Here is a 13,612-nt window from a genome sequence, read left to right as displayed (position 1 = left end):
CAGTAGTCGCGACCGGGCTCAGAACGAGAACGGGATGTAGCAGAGGGCGGCCAGGATCACCGCGCTCCAGCCCAGCAGGGCCGGGCGCCGGTACCACGCGTCGTCGCCCGCCGCCGGCGGCTCGGCCATGCCGGGGGAGACGGTGCCGTAGACCAGGCCCTGGAGCTCCTCGTCCGTCTTGGGGGCCGTGAACAGCGACACCACCACCATGACGACCGCGCCCGCCACGAAGCCCGCGATCGCGGAGACGAAGTTGGCGCCCTGGTCGGTGGGGATGCCGATGATGTCCTGCTTGTAGAGGACGAAGTAGTTGACCATCGCCGCCGTCGTGCCCGCGAGCAGGCCCCAGAAGCCCGACTTCCTCGACGCCCGCTTCCAGAACATGCCGACGATGAAGACGACGAACATCGGCACGTTGAAGAAGCTGAACAGAGTCTGGAGGTAGCTCATGATGTTGGAGAAGGAGGAGGCGAGGAACGCCGTGCCCACCGACGCGGCCACGCCGATCGCCGTGATGAGGCGGCCGAAGCGGACGTAGTACGCGTCCTCGCGCCCGCGCACCACGTACTTCGCCCAGATGTCGGTCGTGAACACCGTGTTGAACGACGAGACGTTCGCCGCCATGCCCGCCATGAACGCCGCCAGCAGGCCCGTCACCGCGATGCCCAGTACGCCGTTCGGCAGCAGTTCCTGCATGAGATACGGGATCGCGTCGTTGTACTGGAGGTCGGAGTCGGCCGTACCGATCTTCGGGACCAGCACCGCCGCCACCAGGCCCGGGATCATCACCAGGAAGACGATGAAGATCTTCGGGAAGGCGGCGATGAGCGGGGTGCGCTGGGCCGCCGACAGGTTCTTCGCCGACAGGGCGCGCTGCACCTCGGCGAAGTTCGTCGTCCAGTAACCGAACGACAGCACGAAACCGAGGCCCAGCACGATGGTCAGCCAGTTCGCGCCGAGCGGGTTGTCGCTGCCGATGCCCGTGCCGCCCCACGCGGTGACGAAGTCGTCGCCGTGGGCCTGCGTCAGGGAGTCCGTCAGGCCGTCCCAGCCTCCCACCTTCTTCAGGCCGAGCACCGACAGCGGGATGAGCGCGGCCAGGATCACGAAGAACTGGAGGACCTCGTTGTAGATCGCCGAGGAGAGGCCGCCGAGCGTGATGTAGGCCAGCACGAAGGCGCCGGCGACCACGATCGCCACCCACTGCGGCCAGCCCAGCAGCGCCTCGACGACGATCGCGAGGGCGTACAGGTTCACGCCGGAGATCAGGATCGCCGCGAAGGCGAACAGGGCCGAGCTCAGCAGGTGGGCGCCCCGGTCGAAGCGCAGCAGCAGGAACTCGGGGACGGAGCGGACCTTGCTGCCGTAGTAGAACGGCATCATCACCAGGCCCAGGAAGACCATCGCCGGGATGGCGCCGATCCAGTACCAGTGGACGGTGTACGCGCCGTACTGCGCGCTGTTGGCGGCCATGCCGAGGATCTCGGTGGCGGCCAGGTTGGCCGAGACGAACGCGAGGCCCGTGATCCAGGCGGGCAGGGAGCGTCCGGAGAGGAAGAAGTCGAGGGTGGTCTTCACCGATCTGCGGGCGGCGAAGCCGATGCCCAGCACCACGACGAAGTAGATGCCGAGGATCGTGTAGTCGAGCCAGTTCGTCGGCAGCCGCAGCTCTGCCGCCAGCTGTACTGCCGTGTAGGCCGGGTCTGTGGGGGTTCGCATGCCCTGCTCACTTTGTTTGGTGTTCTTTGTTCGGTTGTGGTGGTGACTCGCGTGGGGGTTTATGGTTTTATGTGTTTGGTTCTGTTGGAAGCTTTGCTAGGTGTACGGATCTAGGTCTGCGGGTCTAGAGGTACGGATGGAGAGTCGCGGTGAAGAAGACCTCGACCCGCTTGGCCGACGGTCGTGAGCTGATCTACTACGACCAGCGGGACGACTCGGTGCGCGACGCGGTGGACAGGCGTCCGCTCGACCCCACGGTCACCACTTCGGAGGTACGGCGGGACCCCCTGCTCGGCGATTCCATCGCCGTGGCCTCGCACCGGCAGGGGCGCATCTACCACCCGCCGGCCGACGAGTGCCCGCTCTGCCCCTCCCAGGGCGACCGGCTCAGCGAGATCCCGGACTCGTCGTACGACGCCGTCGTGTTCGAGAACCGTTTCCCCTCGCTGGCCGGCGACTCCGGGCGCTGCGAGGTGGTCTGCTTCACCTCCGACCACAACGCGTCCTTCGCCGACCTCACCGAGGAGCAGGCACGACTGGTCCTCGACGCGTGGACGGACCGGACGTCCGAGCTGTCTCATCTGCCCTCCGTGGAACAGGTGTTCTGCTTCGAGAACCGAGGCGCCGAGATCGGCGTGACTCTGGGTCACCCGCACGGGCAGATCTACGCCTACCCGTTCACCACTCCGCGCACCGCCCTGATGCTGCGTTCGGTCGCGGCGCACAAGGAGGCGACCGGCGGGGAGAACCTGTTCGACGCCGTCCTGGAGCGTGAACTCGCCGACGGGCGGGTCGTCCTGGAGGGTGAACACTGGGTCGCGTTCGTGCCCTACGCGGCGCACTGGCCGTACGAGGTGCACCTCTACCCGAGGCGCCGGGTGCCGGACCTGCTCGCCCTCGACGAGGAGGCGCGCACAGAGTTCCCCCAGGTCTATCTGGAACTCTTGAGGCGCTTCGACCGGATCTTCGGCGAAGGTGAACCGCCCACGCCCTACATCTCCGCCTGGCACCAGGCGCCGTTCGGCGCGCTGGAGGAGTTCGAGGGTGTCAACCGGGACGACTTCGCGCTCCATCTCGAGCTTTTCACCGTTCGCCGCACTTCCGGCAAGCTGAAGTTCCTCGCGGGCTCCGAATCAGGCATGAACGTCTTCATCAACGACGTGCCGCCGGAGTTCGCGGCCCAGCGACTGCGAGAGGTAGCGAGTTCATGAGCGGCACCGCCGGCACGAGCGGCAAGTATCTGGTCACGGGTGGCGCGGGCTACGTCGGCAGCGTGGTCGCCCGGCACCTGCTGGAGGCCGGCCACGAGGTCGTCGTCCTCGACAACCTCTCGACCGGTTTCCGCGAAGGCGTCCCGGCGGGTGCCTCGTTCATCGAGGGCGACATCCGCGACGCCGCCAAGTGGCTCGACGGCTCCTTCGACGCCGTGCTCCACTTCGCCGCGTTCTCGCAGGTCGGCGAGTCCGTCGTCAAGCCCGAGAAGTACTGGGACAACAACGTCGGCGGCACCATGGCCCTGCTCGGCGCCATGCGCGAGGCCGGCGTGCGCAAGCTGGTCTTCTCGTCCACGGCGGCGACGTACGGCGAGCCGGAGCAGGTCCCGATCGTGGAGAGCGCGCCGACGCGGCCCACGAACCCCTACGGCGCCTCCAAGCTCGCCGTCGACCACATGATCAGCGGCGAGGCCGCCGCCCACGGGCTCGGCGCCGTCTCCCTGCGGTACTTCAACGTGGCCGGCGCTTACGGCGAGCAGGGCGAGCGCCACGACCCCGAGTCGCACCTCATCCCGCTCGTCCTCCAGGTCGCGCAGGGCCGCCGCGAGGCCATCTCCGTCTTCGGCGACGACTACCCGACGCCCGACGGCACCTGCGTCCGCGACTACATCCACGTCGCCGACCTCGCCGAGGCCCACCTCCTCGCCGTCGCCGCCGCCGAGCCCGGCGAGCACCTCATCTGCAACCTCGGCAACGGCAACGGCTTCTCCGTGCGCGAGGTCATCGAGACCGTCCGAGAGGTCACCGGCCACCCGATCCCCGAGGTCGTGGCCCCTCGCCGCGCGGGCGACCCGGCCGTCCTGGTCGCCTCGGCGGCCACCGCCCGTGAGCGGCTGGGCTGGAACCCGTCCCGCGCGGATCTCGCGGGTATCGTCGCGGACGCGTGGGCGTTCGCGCAGCACATCGCAAGCAGCGCAAGGGAGTCGTAGTGGGGGCACAGGAAGTTCGCGAGGGTTTCGTCCGGCTGTACGGGGCCGAGCCCGAGGGCGTCTGGGCGGCGCCCGGCCGCGTCAACCTCATCGGTGAGCACACCGACTACAACGACGGCTTCGTGATGCCCTTCGCGCTGCCGCACATCGCGGTCGCGGCGGTCTCACGGCGTACGGACGGCGTGCTGCGGCTGCACTCGGCCGACCTCGACAGCGGCGTCGCCGAGCTGCGGCCGGCCGACCTGGCGCCCGAGTCCGACGGCAACTGGACGGCGTACCCGGCCGGAGTCGTCTGGGCGCTGCGCGAGGCCGGCCACCCGGTGACCGGCGCCGACATCCATCTGTCCTCGACGGTCCCGTCGGGCGCGGGTCTGTCGTCCTCCGCGGCACTGGAGGTCGTCGTGGCCCTGGCGCTGAACGACCTCTACGACCTCGGGCTCCAGGGCTGGCAGCTCGCCCGCCTGTGCCAGCGCGCCGAGAACGTCTACGTCGGCGCGCCCACCGGCATCATGGACCAGACGGCGTCCGCGTGCTGCGAGGCCGGGCACGCGCTGTTCCTGGACACCCGCGACCTCTCGCAGAAGCAGATCCCCCTCGACCTGGCCGCCGAGGGCCTGCGTCTGCTGGTCGTCGACACCCAGGTCACGCACGCCCACAGCGGTGGCGAGTACGGCAAGCGGCGGGCCGGCTGCGAGAAGGGCGCCGCCCTCCTCGGCGTCGACGCGCTGCGTGACATCCCGTACGCCGACCTGGACGCGGCCCTCGCCCGGCTCGGCGACGAGGAGGAGGTCCGCCGCCTGGTCCGCCATGTGGTGACGGAGGACCAGCGCGTGGAACAGGTCGTCGCCCTCCTGGAGTCCGGCGGTGACAGCCGTGCCGTCGGCCCGATCCTGACGGCGGGTCACGCCTCGCTCCGGGACGACTTCCGGGTCTCCTGCCCCGAGCTGGACCTCGTCGTCGACACCGCCCTCGCCCACGGGGCGCTCGGTGCGCGGATGACCGGCGGCGGGTTCGGCGGGTCGGCGATCGTGCTGGCCGAGGCCGCCGACGTCGAGACGCTCACCAAGGGTGTCGAGGAGGCGTTCGCGGCCGCGGGGCACAAGGCTCCGCGGGTGTTCGAGGCGGTGCCCGCGGCAGGGGCGCGTCGGCTGAGCTGAGTTTCGTCGTCGGGGCGGTGGGGGTGGCCGAGTGGATCTCGCCCCCGCCGCCCCTTCCCGTTCCCGTCCCTGGGGGCTGCGCCCCCAGACCCCCCTTGTGCCTGGACTGCCTCGGCCTCAAGCTCCGCCAGAGGGGGTACCCCCAGACGGGCTTGCCTGCCCCAGCCTTTTCGTCAGGGTGAACTCCGTCAGGCCCGGGGGGTAGTCCTCGATCGTGCACACCACCTCGTAGCCCTGGCGTCTGTAGAACTCCGGGGCCTGGAAGTCCCAGGTCTCCAGGCGTACGCGGTCGCAGCCGCGCTGCTCGCGGGCGATGCGCTCCGCTTCGGCGAGGAGGGCGCTGCCCAGGCCCGTGCCCCGGTGCCGGGCGTCGACCCAGAGGTAGGTGACGTGCAGCCAGGCCGTCCAGGTGTGGCCCACCAGACCGCCGGCCAGGTCGCCGTCGGGGTCCGTGGCCCAGACGTGCAGCGCCGACTCGCGTTCCGCGGGGGTGCCGCGTAGTGCGCGCAGGACCGGGGAGGCCTCGGTGTTGGTGGCGAGAAGCCGCGAACGGAGAAGATCGCGGCGAGTCCTGTCGACTTCTGTCTCAAGACGAAACATGCGGCACACCATAAGCGCGGTGGCCGAACCAATCCTGCAATTTGCCTTCCGCTGTACGCCCGCGGCCCTACCCTGTGAACAGTGCCGGTGGGGGCCGGTACTGATCAGGGGGCGAGACAGTCGGGTACGGCGCCCGCGGTGGGGGTAGCAGTCTCTGCACGGCGGCGGCCGTTGCGGCAGTGACATCCCCTCCGGGCGTCGTATCCGCGCCGGTCTTCGTTCTCCGTCTCCGGACCTTGGGGTATCCCCGGCTCTGTCAAGGAGCTTGGGGAAGGGGGTTTCGTGGTTCGCATTCGTGTACTGGTCGTCGACGACCACCGTATCTTCGCCGAGTCGCTCGCCGCGGCACTGGCCGCCGAGCCCGACGTCGACGTGTCCGCGGCCGGCAGCGGCCCGGCGGCACTGCGCAGCCTGGAGCGCGCGGCCGCCGAGGGGCGCCGGTACGACGTGCTGCTCGTCGACGCCGATCTGGGCGCCGCTCTGCCCGGCATACGGCCCGCCGTGCCCGTGCGGGAGGTGGGGGAGGACGGGCTCGTCGACGGGATATCGCTGGTCGTGGGGGTCCGTGCCGCGCAGCCCCATATCCGGATCGTCGTCCTCGCCGAGAAGGACGATCCGCGCCGCGCGGCCCTCGCCCTCCAGGCCGGGGCGTCCGGCTGGGTGGCGAAGGACTGCTCGCTGTCCCGTCTGCTCACCGTCATCAGAGGCGTACTGCGGGAGGAGACGCACCTCCCGCCCGCGCTCCTCACGGGCGTCCTGCGGGAGTTGACGGCCGCCCGCAAGCATCGCACCGAGAGCGAACGGCTGGTGGAGTCGCTCACCCCGAGGGAGCGGGAAGTGCTGCGCTGCATGGTCGCGGGACTGGGCAGGAAGGCGGTCGCCGACCGGCTGTTCCTCTCCCCGCACACCGTCCGCACCCATATGCAGAACGTCCTCGGCAAACTGGGCGTGCACTCCACCCTCGCCGCGGTCGCGCTGGCGCGCCGGGCCGGGGTGGGGCCGGTGGACCTAGCCGGGGATGTTGTCGAACGGGGCGGTCAGCTGGCGTAGCAGGCCCGCCAGTTCACCGCGCTGGGCGTTCGAGAGCTCGGCCAGGATCGCTCGTTCCTGGTCGAGCAGGCCGGCGAGGGCCTGATCGGCGCGGTCCTTGCCGCCGTCCGTGAGGCGGACGAGCACACCCCGGCGGTCGGTCGGGTCCGGCAGTCGCTCCACCAGGCCCTTCTTCGCGAGCCGGTCGATACGGTTCGTCATCGTGCCCGAGGTCACCAGCGTCTGTGTCAGCAGCTGCCCGGGCGAGAGCTGGTAGGGCGCCCCCGCCCGCCGGAGCGCCGTCAGGACGTCGAACTCCCAGGGCTCCAGCTGGTGCTCGGAGAACGCCAGACGGCGTGCGCGGTCCAGGTGCCGGGCCAGTCTGCTCACCCGGCTGAGTACTTCCAGCGGCTCCACGTCGAGGTCCGGGCGCTCCCGGCGCCACGCTGCGACCAGCCGATCGACCTCGTCCTCCATGACGATCAGTGTAGTGGTTGTGTCGACGTGAAGTCTCTTGATGTCGAGTCTCTTGACATCAAGATAAATGCCGGGGGAAAGTACCAGGCATGACGACGAACCCCACCTGGGACCCCGCCCAGTACCTGCGTCACGCCGGCCACCGCGCCCGGCCCTTCGGCGACCTCCTCGCGCGCGTTCCCGATCTGCCCGGCGACCCGCCCCGCATCGCCGACCTCGGCTGCGGCCCCGGCACCCTCACCGCCGTCCTCGCCGACCGCTGGACCACCGCCCGGGTCACCGGCTACGACAACTCGCCCCGGATGCTCGCCGACGCGGCGGCGCACGCGGGCGGGCGCCTCGACTTCGCCGACGCCGACCTCGCGACCTGGACGCCGGGGGAGACGTACGACCTGCTCGTCTCGAACGCCGCCCTCCAGTGGGTACCCGGCCACCTCGACGCCTTCGCCGGCTGGCTGGACGGCCTCGCCCCCGGCGGCACCTTCGCCTTCCAGGTCCCCCACAACATCGACGCGCCCCTGCACGCCCTCATGCGCGAGCTCGGCGACGGCGTCCGCTGGAAGGGCCGCCTCGGCCACGTCCTGCGCCACGAGGACTCCGTCCACGCCCCCGGCGTCTACCTCGACCGGCTGGCCCGCCTCGGCTGCGCCACCGACGTCTGGACGACCACCTACTTCCATGTGCTCCAGGGCGACGACCCCGTCCTCGACTGGGTCAAGGGCACCGGTCTGCGCCCCGCCCTCGACGCCCTCGCCGACGACCCCGAGGCCCGCGACGCCTTCGTCACCGAATACCGCGACCTGCTCCGCGAGGCCTACCCGAGCGCGGAGTACGGCACCGTCCTGCCGTTCCGCCGCCTGTTCGCGGTGGCCGTGAAGGCGGCCTGACGTGCTGGCCACCTTCGACCATGTGCAGCTCGCCGCCCCGCCCGGCTCCGAGGACCTGCTGCGCCGCTTCTACACCGGCACCCTGGGCATGACCGAGGTCCCCAAGCCGGCGGTGCTCGCGGCGAAGGGGGGATGCTGGTTCCGGGCGGGGGCCGTGCACCTGCATCTGGGGATCGAGGCCGGCTTCAGGCCGTCCGCGAAGGCCCACCCCGGGCTGCGGGTCACCGCGATCGAGGCGTACGCCGCCTGGCTGGAGGCCCGCGGCACACCGGTCACCTGGGACGCGGACCTGCCGGGACACCGCCGCTTCCACGCCCGGGACCCCGTCGGCAACCGGCTGGAGTTCCTGGAGCCCGTCAGCGGGGTTTGAGGGGCTCCGGACGGGTCACCCGCAGTCTTGAGACCACCCGCAGACCTGACTGGGAGTGATGGACAGTGGCAGGCGAGCAGAAGTCCAAGGCGAAGATGGAACAGGCCAAGGGCAAGGCGAAGGAAGCGATCGGCCGCACCGTGGGCAACGAGCGGATGGAGGCCGAGGGACGCGCCGACCAGGCGAAGGGCGACGCCCGTCAGGTTAAGGAGAAGACCAAGGACGTCTTCAAGCACTGAGGGCGTGACGAGGCACCGACGCGCCGCGGCGCGTCGGGGACACATGCGGGCGGGGTCCCGACCTTCGTGGTCGGGGCCCCGCCCGCATGTGTGCCGCGTCCGAATGCGCGTACGGCGATGCGCTTTCGCCGTCCCGTCAGGCCTTCCGGCGGCCTATCAGGTGCGGCTTCGCTTCCAGCCCGTCCAGCCCGTGCCAGGACAGGTTCACCAGGTGGGCCGCCACCTCCGCCTTCTTCGGGCGGCGTACGTCCAGCCACCACTGACCGGTCAGGGCGACCATGCCGACCAGGGCCTGGGCGTACAGCGGGGCCAGCTTCGGGTCGAAGCCGCGGCTCTTGAACTCGCGGCCCAGGATGTCCTCCACCTGGGTCGCGATGTCGGAGATCAGGGACGCGAACGACCCGGTCGACTGCGGGATGGGGGAGTCCCGCACCAGGATCCGGAAACCGTCCGTGTACTCCTCGATGTAGTCGAGGAGCGCGAACGCCGCCTGTTCCAGGAGCTCGCGCGGGTGGCCCGCCGTCAGCGACGACGTGACCATGTCCAGCAGCCGGCGCATCTCCCGGTCCACGACGACCGCGTACAGCCCCTCCTTGCCGCCGAAGTGCTCGTACACCACCGGCTTGGAGACCCCGGCCTTCGCCGCGATCTCCTCCACCGAGGTGCCCTCGAAACCCTTCGCCGCGAACAGGGTGCGACCGATCTCGAGCAGCTGCTGGCGCCTCTCCGCACCCGTCATACGGGTGCGCCGGGCGCGCCGCGGCTTGGCTTCGTTGCTCGGGGTACTGCTGGGATCGGTCGCCACGCCGTCAATCATGCCGCCTCGGCGGTGGCCTTCCCCCGTCGGGAGTCGTCCTCACCCGTGTTGCGACGCGAATCGATACGCGAGCGTGACGGCCAGCGGACGTCGTAGGCCCACCCGAGCATCTCGAACCACCGGATGAACCGCGCCGAGGAGTCCAGCTGGCCCCGCATCACGCCGTGCCGCGCCGAGGTCGGGTCCGCGTGGTGCAGGTTGTGCCAGGACTCGCCGCAGGACAGGACCGCCAGCCACCAGACGTTGCCGGAGCGGTCACGCGACTTGAACGGGCGCTTGCCCACCGCGTGACAGATCGAGTTGATCGACCACGTCACGTGGTGCAGCAGGGCCACGCGCACCAGCGAGCCCCACAAGAACGCCGTGAACGCGCCCCACCAGGACATCGTCACCAGCCCGCCCACCAGCGGCGGCAGCGCCAGCGACAGGATCGTCCAGTAGACGAACTGCCGCGACACCGCGCGGATCGCCGGGTCCTTGATCAGATCCGGCGCGTACTTCTCCTGCGAGGTCTGCTCCTCGTCGAACATCCATGCGATGTGGGCCCACCACAGGCCCTTCATCAGGGCCGGGAGCGTCTCGCCGAACCGCCACGGCGAATGCGGGTCACCGTCCGCGTCGGAGAACTTGTGGTGCTTGCGGTGATCGGCCACCCAGCGCACGACCGGCCCCTCCACCGCCATCGACCCCATGATCGCCAACGCGATCCTGAGCGGCCGCTTCGCCTTGAACGAACCGTGCGTGAAGTAGCGGTGGAAACCGATCGTGATGCCGTGGCAGCCGAGGAAGTACATGAAGACCAGCAGACCGAGGTCGAGCCAGCTCACCCCCCAGCCCCACGCCAGCGGCACCGCCGCCAGCACCGCCAGGAACGGGACGACGATGAAGATCAGCAGCATGATCTGCTCGATCGAACGCTTCTGCTCGCCACCCAGGGTGGCGGAGGGCGGGGGGGTGCCGTCGGGCGCCTTCAAAGGGTCATCGATCACGTTGGAGCTGCCTGTGGTCATGCGCGTCCCCTGGGGGGTCTTGGAATGAGGGAGATGCCGTCGTTCCGCACACCGCGGAAGGTCACACAGCGAACCAATGCCACGCTCCCTACGGTTCCGTAACCTACGGCATCGTAAGTATGGCAGTGCCCTGCCGGGCGGCAAGAGCCCGCCAACCTGCGCGTCCCCATGGACACCTATCCTTGGAGACAGTCGGACAGCGCGGTCCGCTCTGTTTTCTTCCCGGATGTCCGGCCCCTATGCGACGCCCGCCGCGGGGCCGGAGTCCGGGTTCCCTCCCGGACGAGCTTCAACACTGCAAGGAGCCGCACCTGTGAGCAGTGCCGACGACCTTGGCCAGGCCACCGCAACGACCAGCACCGAGCTGCGCGCCGACATCCGCCGACTGGGGGACCTCCTCGGCGAGACCCTCGTCCGGCAGGAAGGCCCGGAGCTTCTCGACCTGGTCGAGAAGGTCCGCCGCCTCACCCGCGAGGACGGCGAAGCCGCCGCCGAACTGCTGCGTGGCATCGAACTGGAGACCGCGGCCAAGCTGGTCCGCGCCTTCTCCACCTACTTCCACCTCGCCAACGTCACCGAGCAGGTCCACCGCGGCCGCGAACTGCGCGAGCGCCGCGCCGCCGAGGGCGGCCTGCTCGCCCGCACCGCCGACCGCCTCAAGGACGTCGACCCCGAACACGTCCACCAGACGGTCCGCCACCTCAACGTTCGCCCCGTGTTCACGGCGCACCCCACCGAAGCCGCGCGCCGGTCGGTACTGAACAAGCTCCGGCGCATCGCCGCGCTCCTCGAGACCCCCGTCATCGAGGCCGACCGCCGCCGCTACGACACCCGCCTGGCCGAGAACATCGACCTCGTCTGGCAGACCGACGAGCTCAGGGTCGTACGCCCCGAGCCCGCCGACGAGGCCCGCAACGCCATCTACTACCTCGACGAACTCCACGCGGGCGCCGTGGGCGACGTCCTGGAGGACCTCACCGCCGAACTGGAGCGGGTCGGCGTCAAGCTCCCCGAGAACACCCGCCCGCTCACCTTCGGCACCTGGATCGGCGGCGACCGCGACGGCAACCCCAACGTCACCCCCCAGGTGACCTGGGACGTTCTCATCCTCCAGCACGAGCACGGCATCAACGACGCGCTGGACATGATCGACGAGCTCCGCGGCTTCCTCTCCAACTCCATCCGCTACACCGGCGCAACCGAGGAACTCCTGGAGTCGCTGAAGGGCGACCTCGAACGGCTGCCCGAGATCAGCCCCCGCTACAAGCGCCTCAACGCCGAAGAGCCCTACCGGCTCAAGGCCACCTGCATCCGGCAGAAGCTCGAGAACACCAAGCAGCGCCTCGCCAAGGGCATCCCCCACGAGGCCGGGCGCGACTACCTCGGCACCAGCGAGCTCCTCGCGGACCTCACCCTCATCCAGACCTCCCTGCGCGAGCACCGCGGCGCTCTGTTCGCCGACGGCCGGATGAACCGCACCATCCGCACCCTCGCCGCGTTCGGCCTCCAGCTCGCCACCATGGACGTCCGCGAGCACGCCGACGCCCACCACCACGCCCTCGGTCAGCTCTTCGACCGTCTCGGCGAGGAGTCCTGGCGCTACACCGACATGCCCCGCGAGTACCGCACGAAGCTGCTCGCCAAGGAACTGCGCTCCCGCCGGCCGCTCGCCCCCTCCCCGGCACCCGTCGACGCCGCCGGCGAGAAGACCCTCGGGGTCTTCCTCACCGTCAAGCGGGCCCTGGAAGTCTTCGGCCCCGAGGTCATCGAGTCGTACATCATCTCGATGTGCCAGGGCGCCGACGACGTGTTCGCGGCGGCGGTCCTGGCCCGCGAGGCCGGCCTCGTCGACCTGCACGCCGGCTGGGCGAAGATCGGCATCGTGCCGCTCCTGGAGACCACGGACGAGCTGAAGGCCGCCGACACCATCCTCGAGGACATGCTCTCCGACCCCTCCTACCGGCGCCTCGTCGCGCTGCGCGGAGACGTCCAGGAGGTCATGCTCGGCTACTCCGACTCCTCGAAGTTCGGCGGCATCACCACCAGCCAGTGGGAGATCCACCGCGCCCAGCGCCGACTGCGCGACGTCGCCCACCGCTACGGCGTCCGGCTGAGGCTGTTCCACGGCCGCGGCGGCACCGTCGGCCGCGGCGGCGGCCCCTCCCACGACGCCATCCTCGCCCAGCCCTGGGGCACCCTGGAGGGCGAGATCAAGGTCACAGAACAGGGCGAGGTCATCTCCGACAAGTACCTCATCCCCTCCCTGGCCAGGGAGAACCTGGAACTGACGGTCGCCGCGACCTTGCAGGCCTCCGCCCTGCACACCGCCCCCCGCCAGTCCGACGAGGCCCTCGCCCGCTGGGACGCCGCCATGGACGTCGTCTCGGACGCCGCCCACGACGCCTACCGCACCCTCGTCGAGGACCCCGACCTCCCGCCCTACTTCTTCGCCTCCACCCCGGTCGACCAGCTCGCCGACCTGCACCTCGGATCACGCCCGTCCCGCAGGCCCGACTCCGGTGCAGGGCTCGACGGCCTGCGCGCCATCCCGTGGGTGTTCGGCTGGACCCAGTCCCGCCAGATCGTCCCCGGCTGGTTCGGCGTCGGCTCGGGGCTCAAGGCGCTGCGCGACGCCGGCCTCGACACCGTCCTGGACGAGATGCGCGACCAGTGGCACTTCTTCCAGAACTTCGTCTCGAACGTCGAGATGACCCTCGCGAAGACCGACCTGCGCATCGCCCAGCACTACGTCGACACCCTCGTCCCCGACAACCTGAAGCACGTCTTCGACCGGATCAAGGCCGAGCACGCCCTCACCGTCGCCGAGGTACTGAAGATCACCGGCGAACCGGAACTGCTCGACGCCACCCCCGTGCTCAAGCAGACCTTCACCATCCGCGACGCCTACCTCGACCCCATCTCCTACCTCCAGGTCACGCTGCTCAAGCGCCAGCGTGACGCCGCCGCCGCGGGAGCCGAGCCCGACCCGCTCCTCGCCCGTGCCCTGCTCCTCACCGTCAACGGCGTCGCCGCGGGCCTGCGCAACACCGGCTGACCCGCACATCCGGCACGAAGGGGCGCCCCGGTCCGTACGGACCGGGGCG

Annotated in this window: 13 protein-coding genes; 8 read left to right on the top strand and 5 right to left on the bottom strand. The window is 70.2% G+C overall.

Annotated features, from left to right (window positions below):
- Positions 1 to 18 precede the first annotated feature (18 nt).
- The gene (locus ACFWBD_RS30755) at positions 19 to 1,719 is read right to left on the bottom strand and encodes a sodium:solute symporter family protein (protein WP_385673841.1); all 1,701 of its coding nucleotides are present in this window, start codon (positions 1,717 to 1,719) and stop codon (positions 19 to 21) included.
- A gap of 149 nt (positions 1,720 to 1,868) precedes the next feature.
- Between ACFWBD_RS30755 and galT the strand changes: the two genes are divergently transcribed.
- The 3 genes from galT to galK are packed head-to-tail and all read left to right on the top strand — an operon-like array spanning position 1,869 to position 5,079.
- Positions 1,869 to 2,930: a galactose-1-phosphate uridylyltransferase gene (gene galT, locus ACFWBD_RS30750; protein ID WP_385673838.1), complete on the top strand. Its 1,062-nt coding sequence runs from the start codon at positions 1,869 to 1,871 to the stop codon at positions 2,928 to 2,930.
- Positions 2,927 to 3,922, top strand: coding sequence for a UDP-glucose 4-epimerase GalE (gene galE, locus ACFWBD_RS30745; RefSeq protein ID WP_385673835.1), 996 nt, complete (start codon positions 2,927 to 2,929; stop codon positions 3,920 to 3,922). The genes galT and galE overlap by 4 nt, the downstream gene beginning before the upstream one ends.
- A complete protein-coding gene (gene galK / locus ACFWBD_RS30740) occupies positions 3,922 to 5,079 on the top strand; it encodes a galactokinase (RefSeq protein WP_385673832.1) in 1,158 nt (385 codons plus the stop codon). The genes galE and galK overlap by 1 nt, the downstream gene beginning before the upstream one ends.
- A 117-nt stretch (positions 5,080 to 5,196) precedes the next feature.
- Here galK and ACFWBD_RS30735 read toward each other — a convergent pair whose 3' ends face one another.
- Entirely contained in the window at positions 5,197 to 5,691 is a 495-nt protein-coding gene (locus tag ACFWBD_RS30735; protein ID WP_385673829.1) for a GNAT family N-acetyltransferase, read from the bottom strand.
- A gap of 270 nt (positions 5,692 to 5,961) precedes the next feature.
- On the opposite strand from ACFWBD_RS30735, the gene ACFWBD_RS30730 reads away from it, so the two are divergent.
- Positions 5,962 to 6,729, top strand: a complete 768-nt coding sequence (locus ACFWBD_RS30730) for a LuxR C-terminal-related transcriptional regulator (RefSeq protein ID WP_385673826.1) — start codon at positions 5,962 to 5,964, stop codon at positions 6,727 to 6,729.
- Here ACFWBD_RS30730 and ACFWBD_RS30725 read toward each other — a convergent pair.
- Positions 6,688 to 7,185 carry a MarR family winged helix-turn-helix transcriptional regulator gene (locus ACFWBD_RS30725; RefSeq protein WP_385673823.1) on the bottom strand — a complete coding sequence of 166 codons (498 nt, stop codon included), beginning with the start codon at positions 7,183 to 7,185 and terminating at the stop codon, positions 6,688 to 6,690. The genes ACFWBD_RS30730 and ACFWBD_RS30725 overlap by 42 nt on opposite strands.
- An 89-nt stretch (positions 7,186 to 7,274) precedes the next feature.
- Between ACFWBD_RS30725 and ACFWBD_RS30720 the strand changes: the two genes are divergently transcribed.
- The 3 genes from ACFWBD_RS30720 to ACFWBD_RS30710 all read left to right on the top strand — a co-directional run bounded on the left by ACFWBD_RS30720 (position 7,275) and on the right by ACFWBD_RS30710 (position 8,681).
- Complete coding sequence (locus tag ACFWBD_RS30720) at positions 7,275 to 8,072, top strand: trans-aconitate 2-methyltransferase (RefSeq protein ID WP_385673820.1); 798 nt, start codon at positions 7,275 to 7,277, stop codon at positions 8,070 to 8,072.
- Position 8,073: 1 nt separating this feature from the next.
- On the top strand, positions 8,074 to 8,442 hold the full coding sequence (locus ACFWBD_RS30715; protein WP_385673816.1) for a glyoxalase: 369 nt from the start codon (positions 8,074 to 8,076) through the stop codon (positions 8,440 to 8,442).
- A 65-nt stretch (positions 8,443 to 8,507) separates the two neighbouring features.
- Positions 8,508 to 8,681, top strand: a complete 174-nt coding sequence (locus tag ACFWBD_RS30710; protein ID WP_385673813.1) for a CsbD family protein — start codon at positions 8,508 to 8,510, stop codon at positions 8,679 to 8,681.
- A 136-nt stretch (positions 8,682 to 8,817) separates the two neighbouring features.
- On the opposite strand, the gene ACFWBD_RS30705 is transcribed toward ACFWBD_RS30710, so the two are convergent.
- Both ACFWBD_RS30705 and ACFWBD_RS30700 read right to left on the bottom strand, forming a co-directional pair.
- Complete coding sequence (locus ACFWBD_RS30705; RefSeq protein ID WP_062645257.1) at positions 8,818 to 9,498, bottom strand: TetR/AcrR family transcriptional regulator; 681 nt, start codon at positions 9,496 to 9,498, stop codon at positions 8,818 to 8,820.
- Entirely contained in the window at positions 9,495 to 10,508 is a 1,014-nt protein-coding gene (locus ACFWBD_RS30700; RefSeq protein ID WP_385673810.1) for an acyl-CoA desaturase, read from the bottom strand. Before ACFWBD_RS30700 ends, ACFWBD_RS30705 begins: the two co-directional genes overlap by 4 nt.
- Positions 10,509 to 10,821: 313 nt before the next feature.
- Between ACFWBD_RS30700 and ppc the strand changes: the two genes are divergently transcribed.
- Positions 10,822 to 13,563, top strand: a complete 2,742-nt coding sequence (gene ppc / locus ACFWBD_RS30695) for a phosphoenolpyruvate carboxylase (RefSeq protein WP_385673807.1) — start codon at positions 10,822 to 10,824, stop codon at positions 13,561 to 13,563.
- Positions 13,564 to 13,612: the final 49 nt, after the last annotated feature.

This window comes from Streptomyces sp. NPDC060002 (genome assembly GCF_042737245.1).
Classification (GTDB): Bacteria; Actinomycetota; Actinomycetes; order Streptomycetales; family Streptomycetaceae; genus Streptomyces.
This window is presented reverse-complemented; position numbering and strand designations above follow the sequence as displayed.

Excerpts from the sequence above, each read along its gene's own strand:
- ACFWBD_RS30725 (WP_385673823.1), bottom strand. The coding sequence starts at position 7,185 with ATGGAGGACGAGGTCGATCGGCTGGTCGCAGCGTGGCGCCGGGAGCGC.
- ACFWBD_RS30720 (WP_385673820.1), top strand. The coding sequence starts at position 7,275 with ATGACGACGAACCCCACCTGGGACCCCGCCCAGTACCTGCGTCACGCC.
- ACFWBD_RS30755 (WP_385673841.1), bottom strand. The coding sequence starts at position 1,719 with ATGCGAACCCCCACAGACCCGGCCTACACGGCAGTACAGCTGGCGGCA.
- ACFWBD_RS30700 (WP_385673810.1), bottom strand. The coding sequence starts at position 10,508 with ATGACCACAGGCAGCTCCAACGTGATCGATGACCCTTTGAAGGCGCCC.
- ACFWBD_RS30735 (WP_385673829.1), bottom strand. The coding sequence starts at position 5,691 with ATGGTGTGCCGCATGTTTCGTCTTGAGACAGAAGTCGACAGGACTCGC.
- galE (WP_385673835.1), top strand. The coding sequence starts at position 2,927 with ATGAGCGGCACCGCCGGCACGAGCGGCAAGTATCTGGTCACGGGTGGC.
- ACFWBD_RS30705 (WP_062645257.1), bottom strand. The coding sequence starts at position 9,498 with ATGATTGACGGCGTGGCGACCGATCCCAGCAGTACCCCGAGCAACGAA.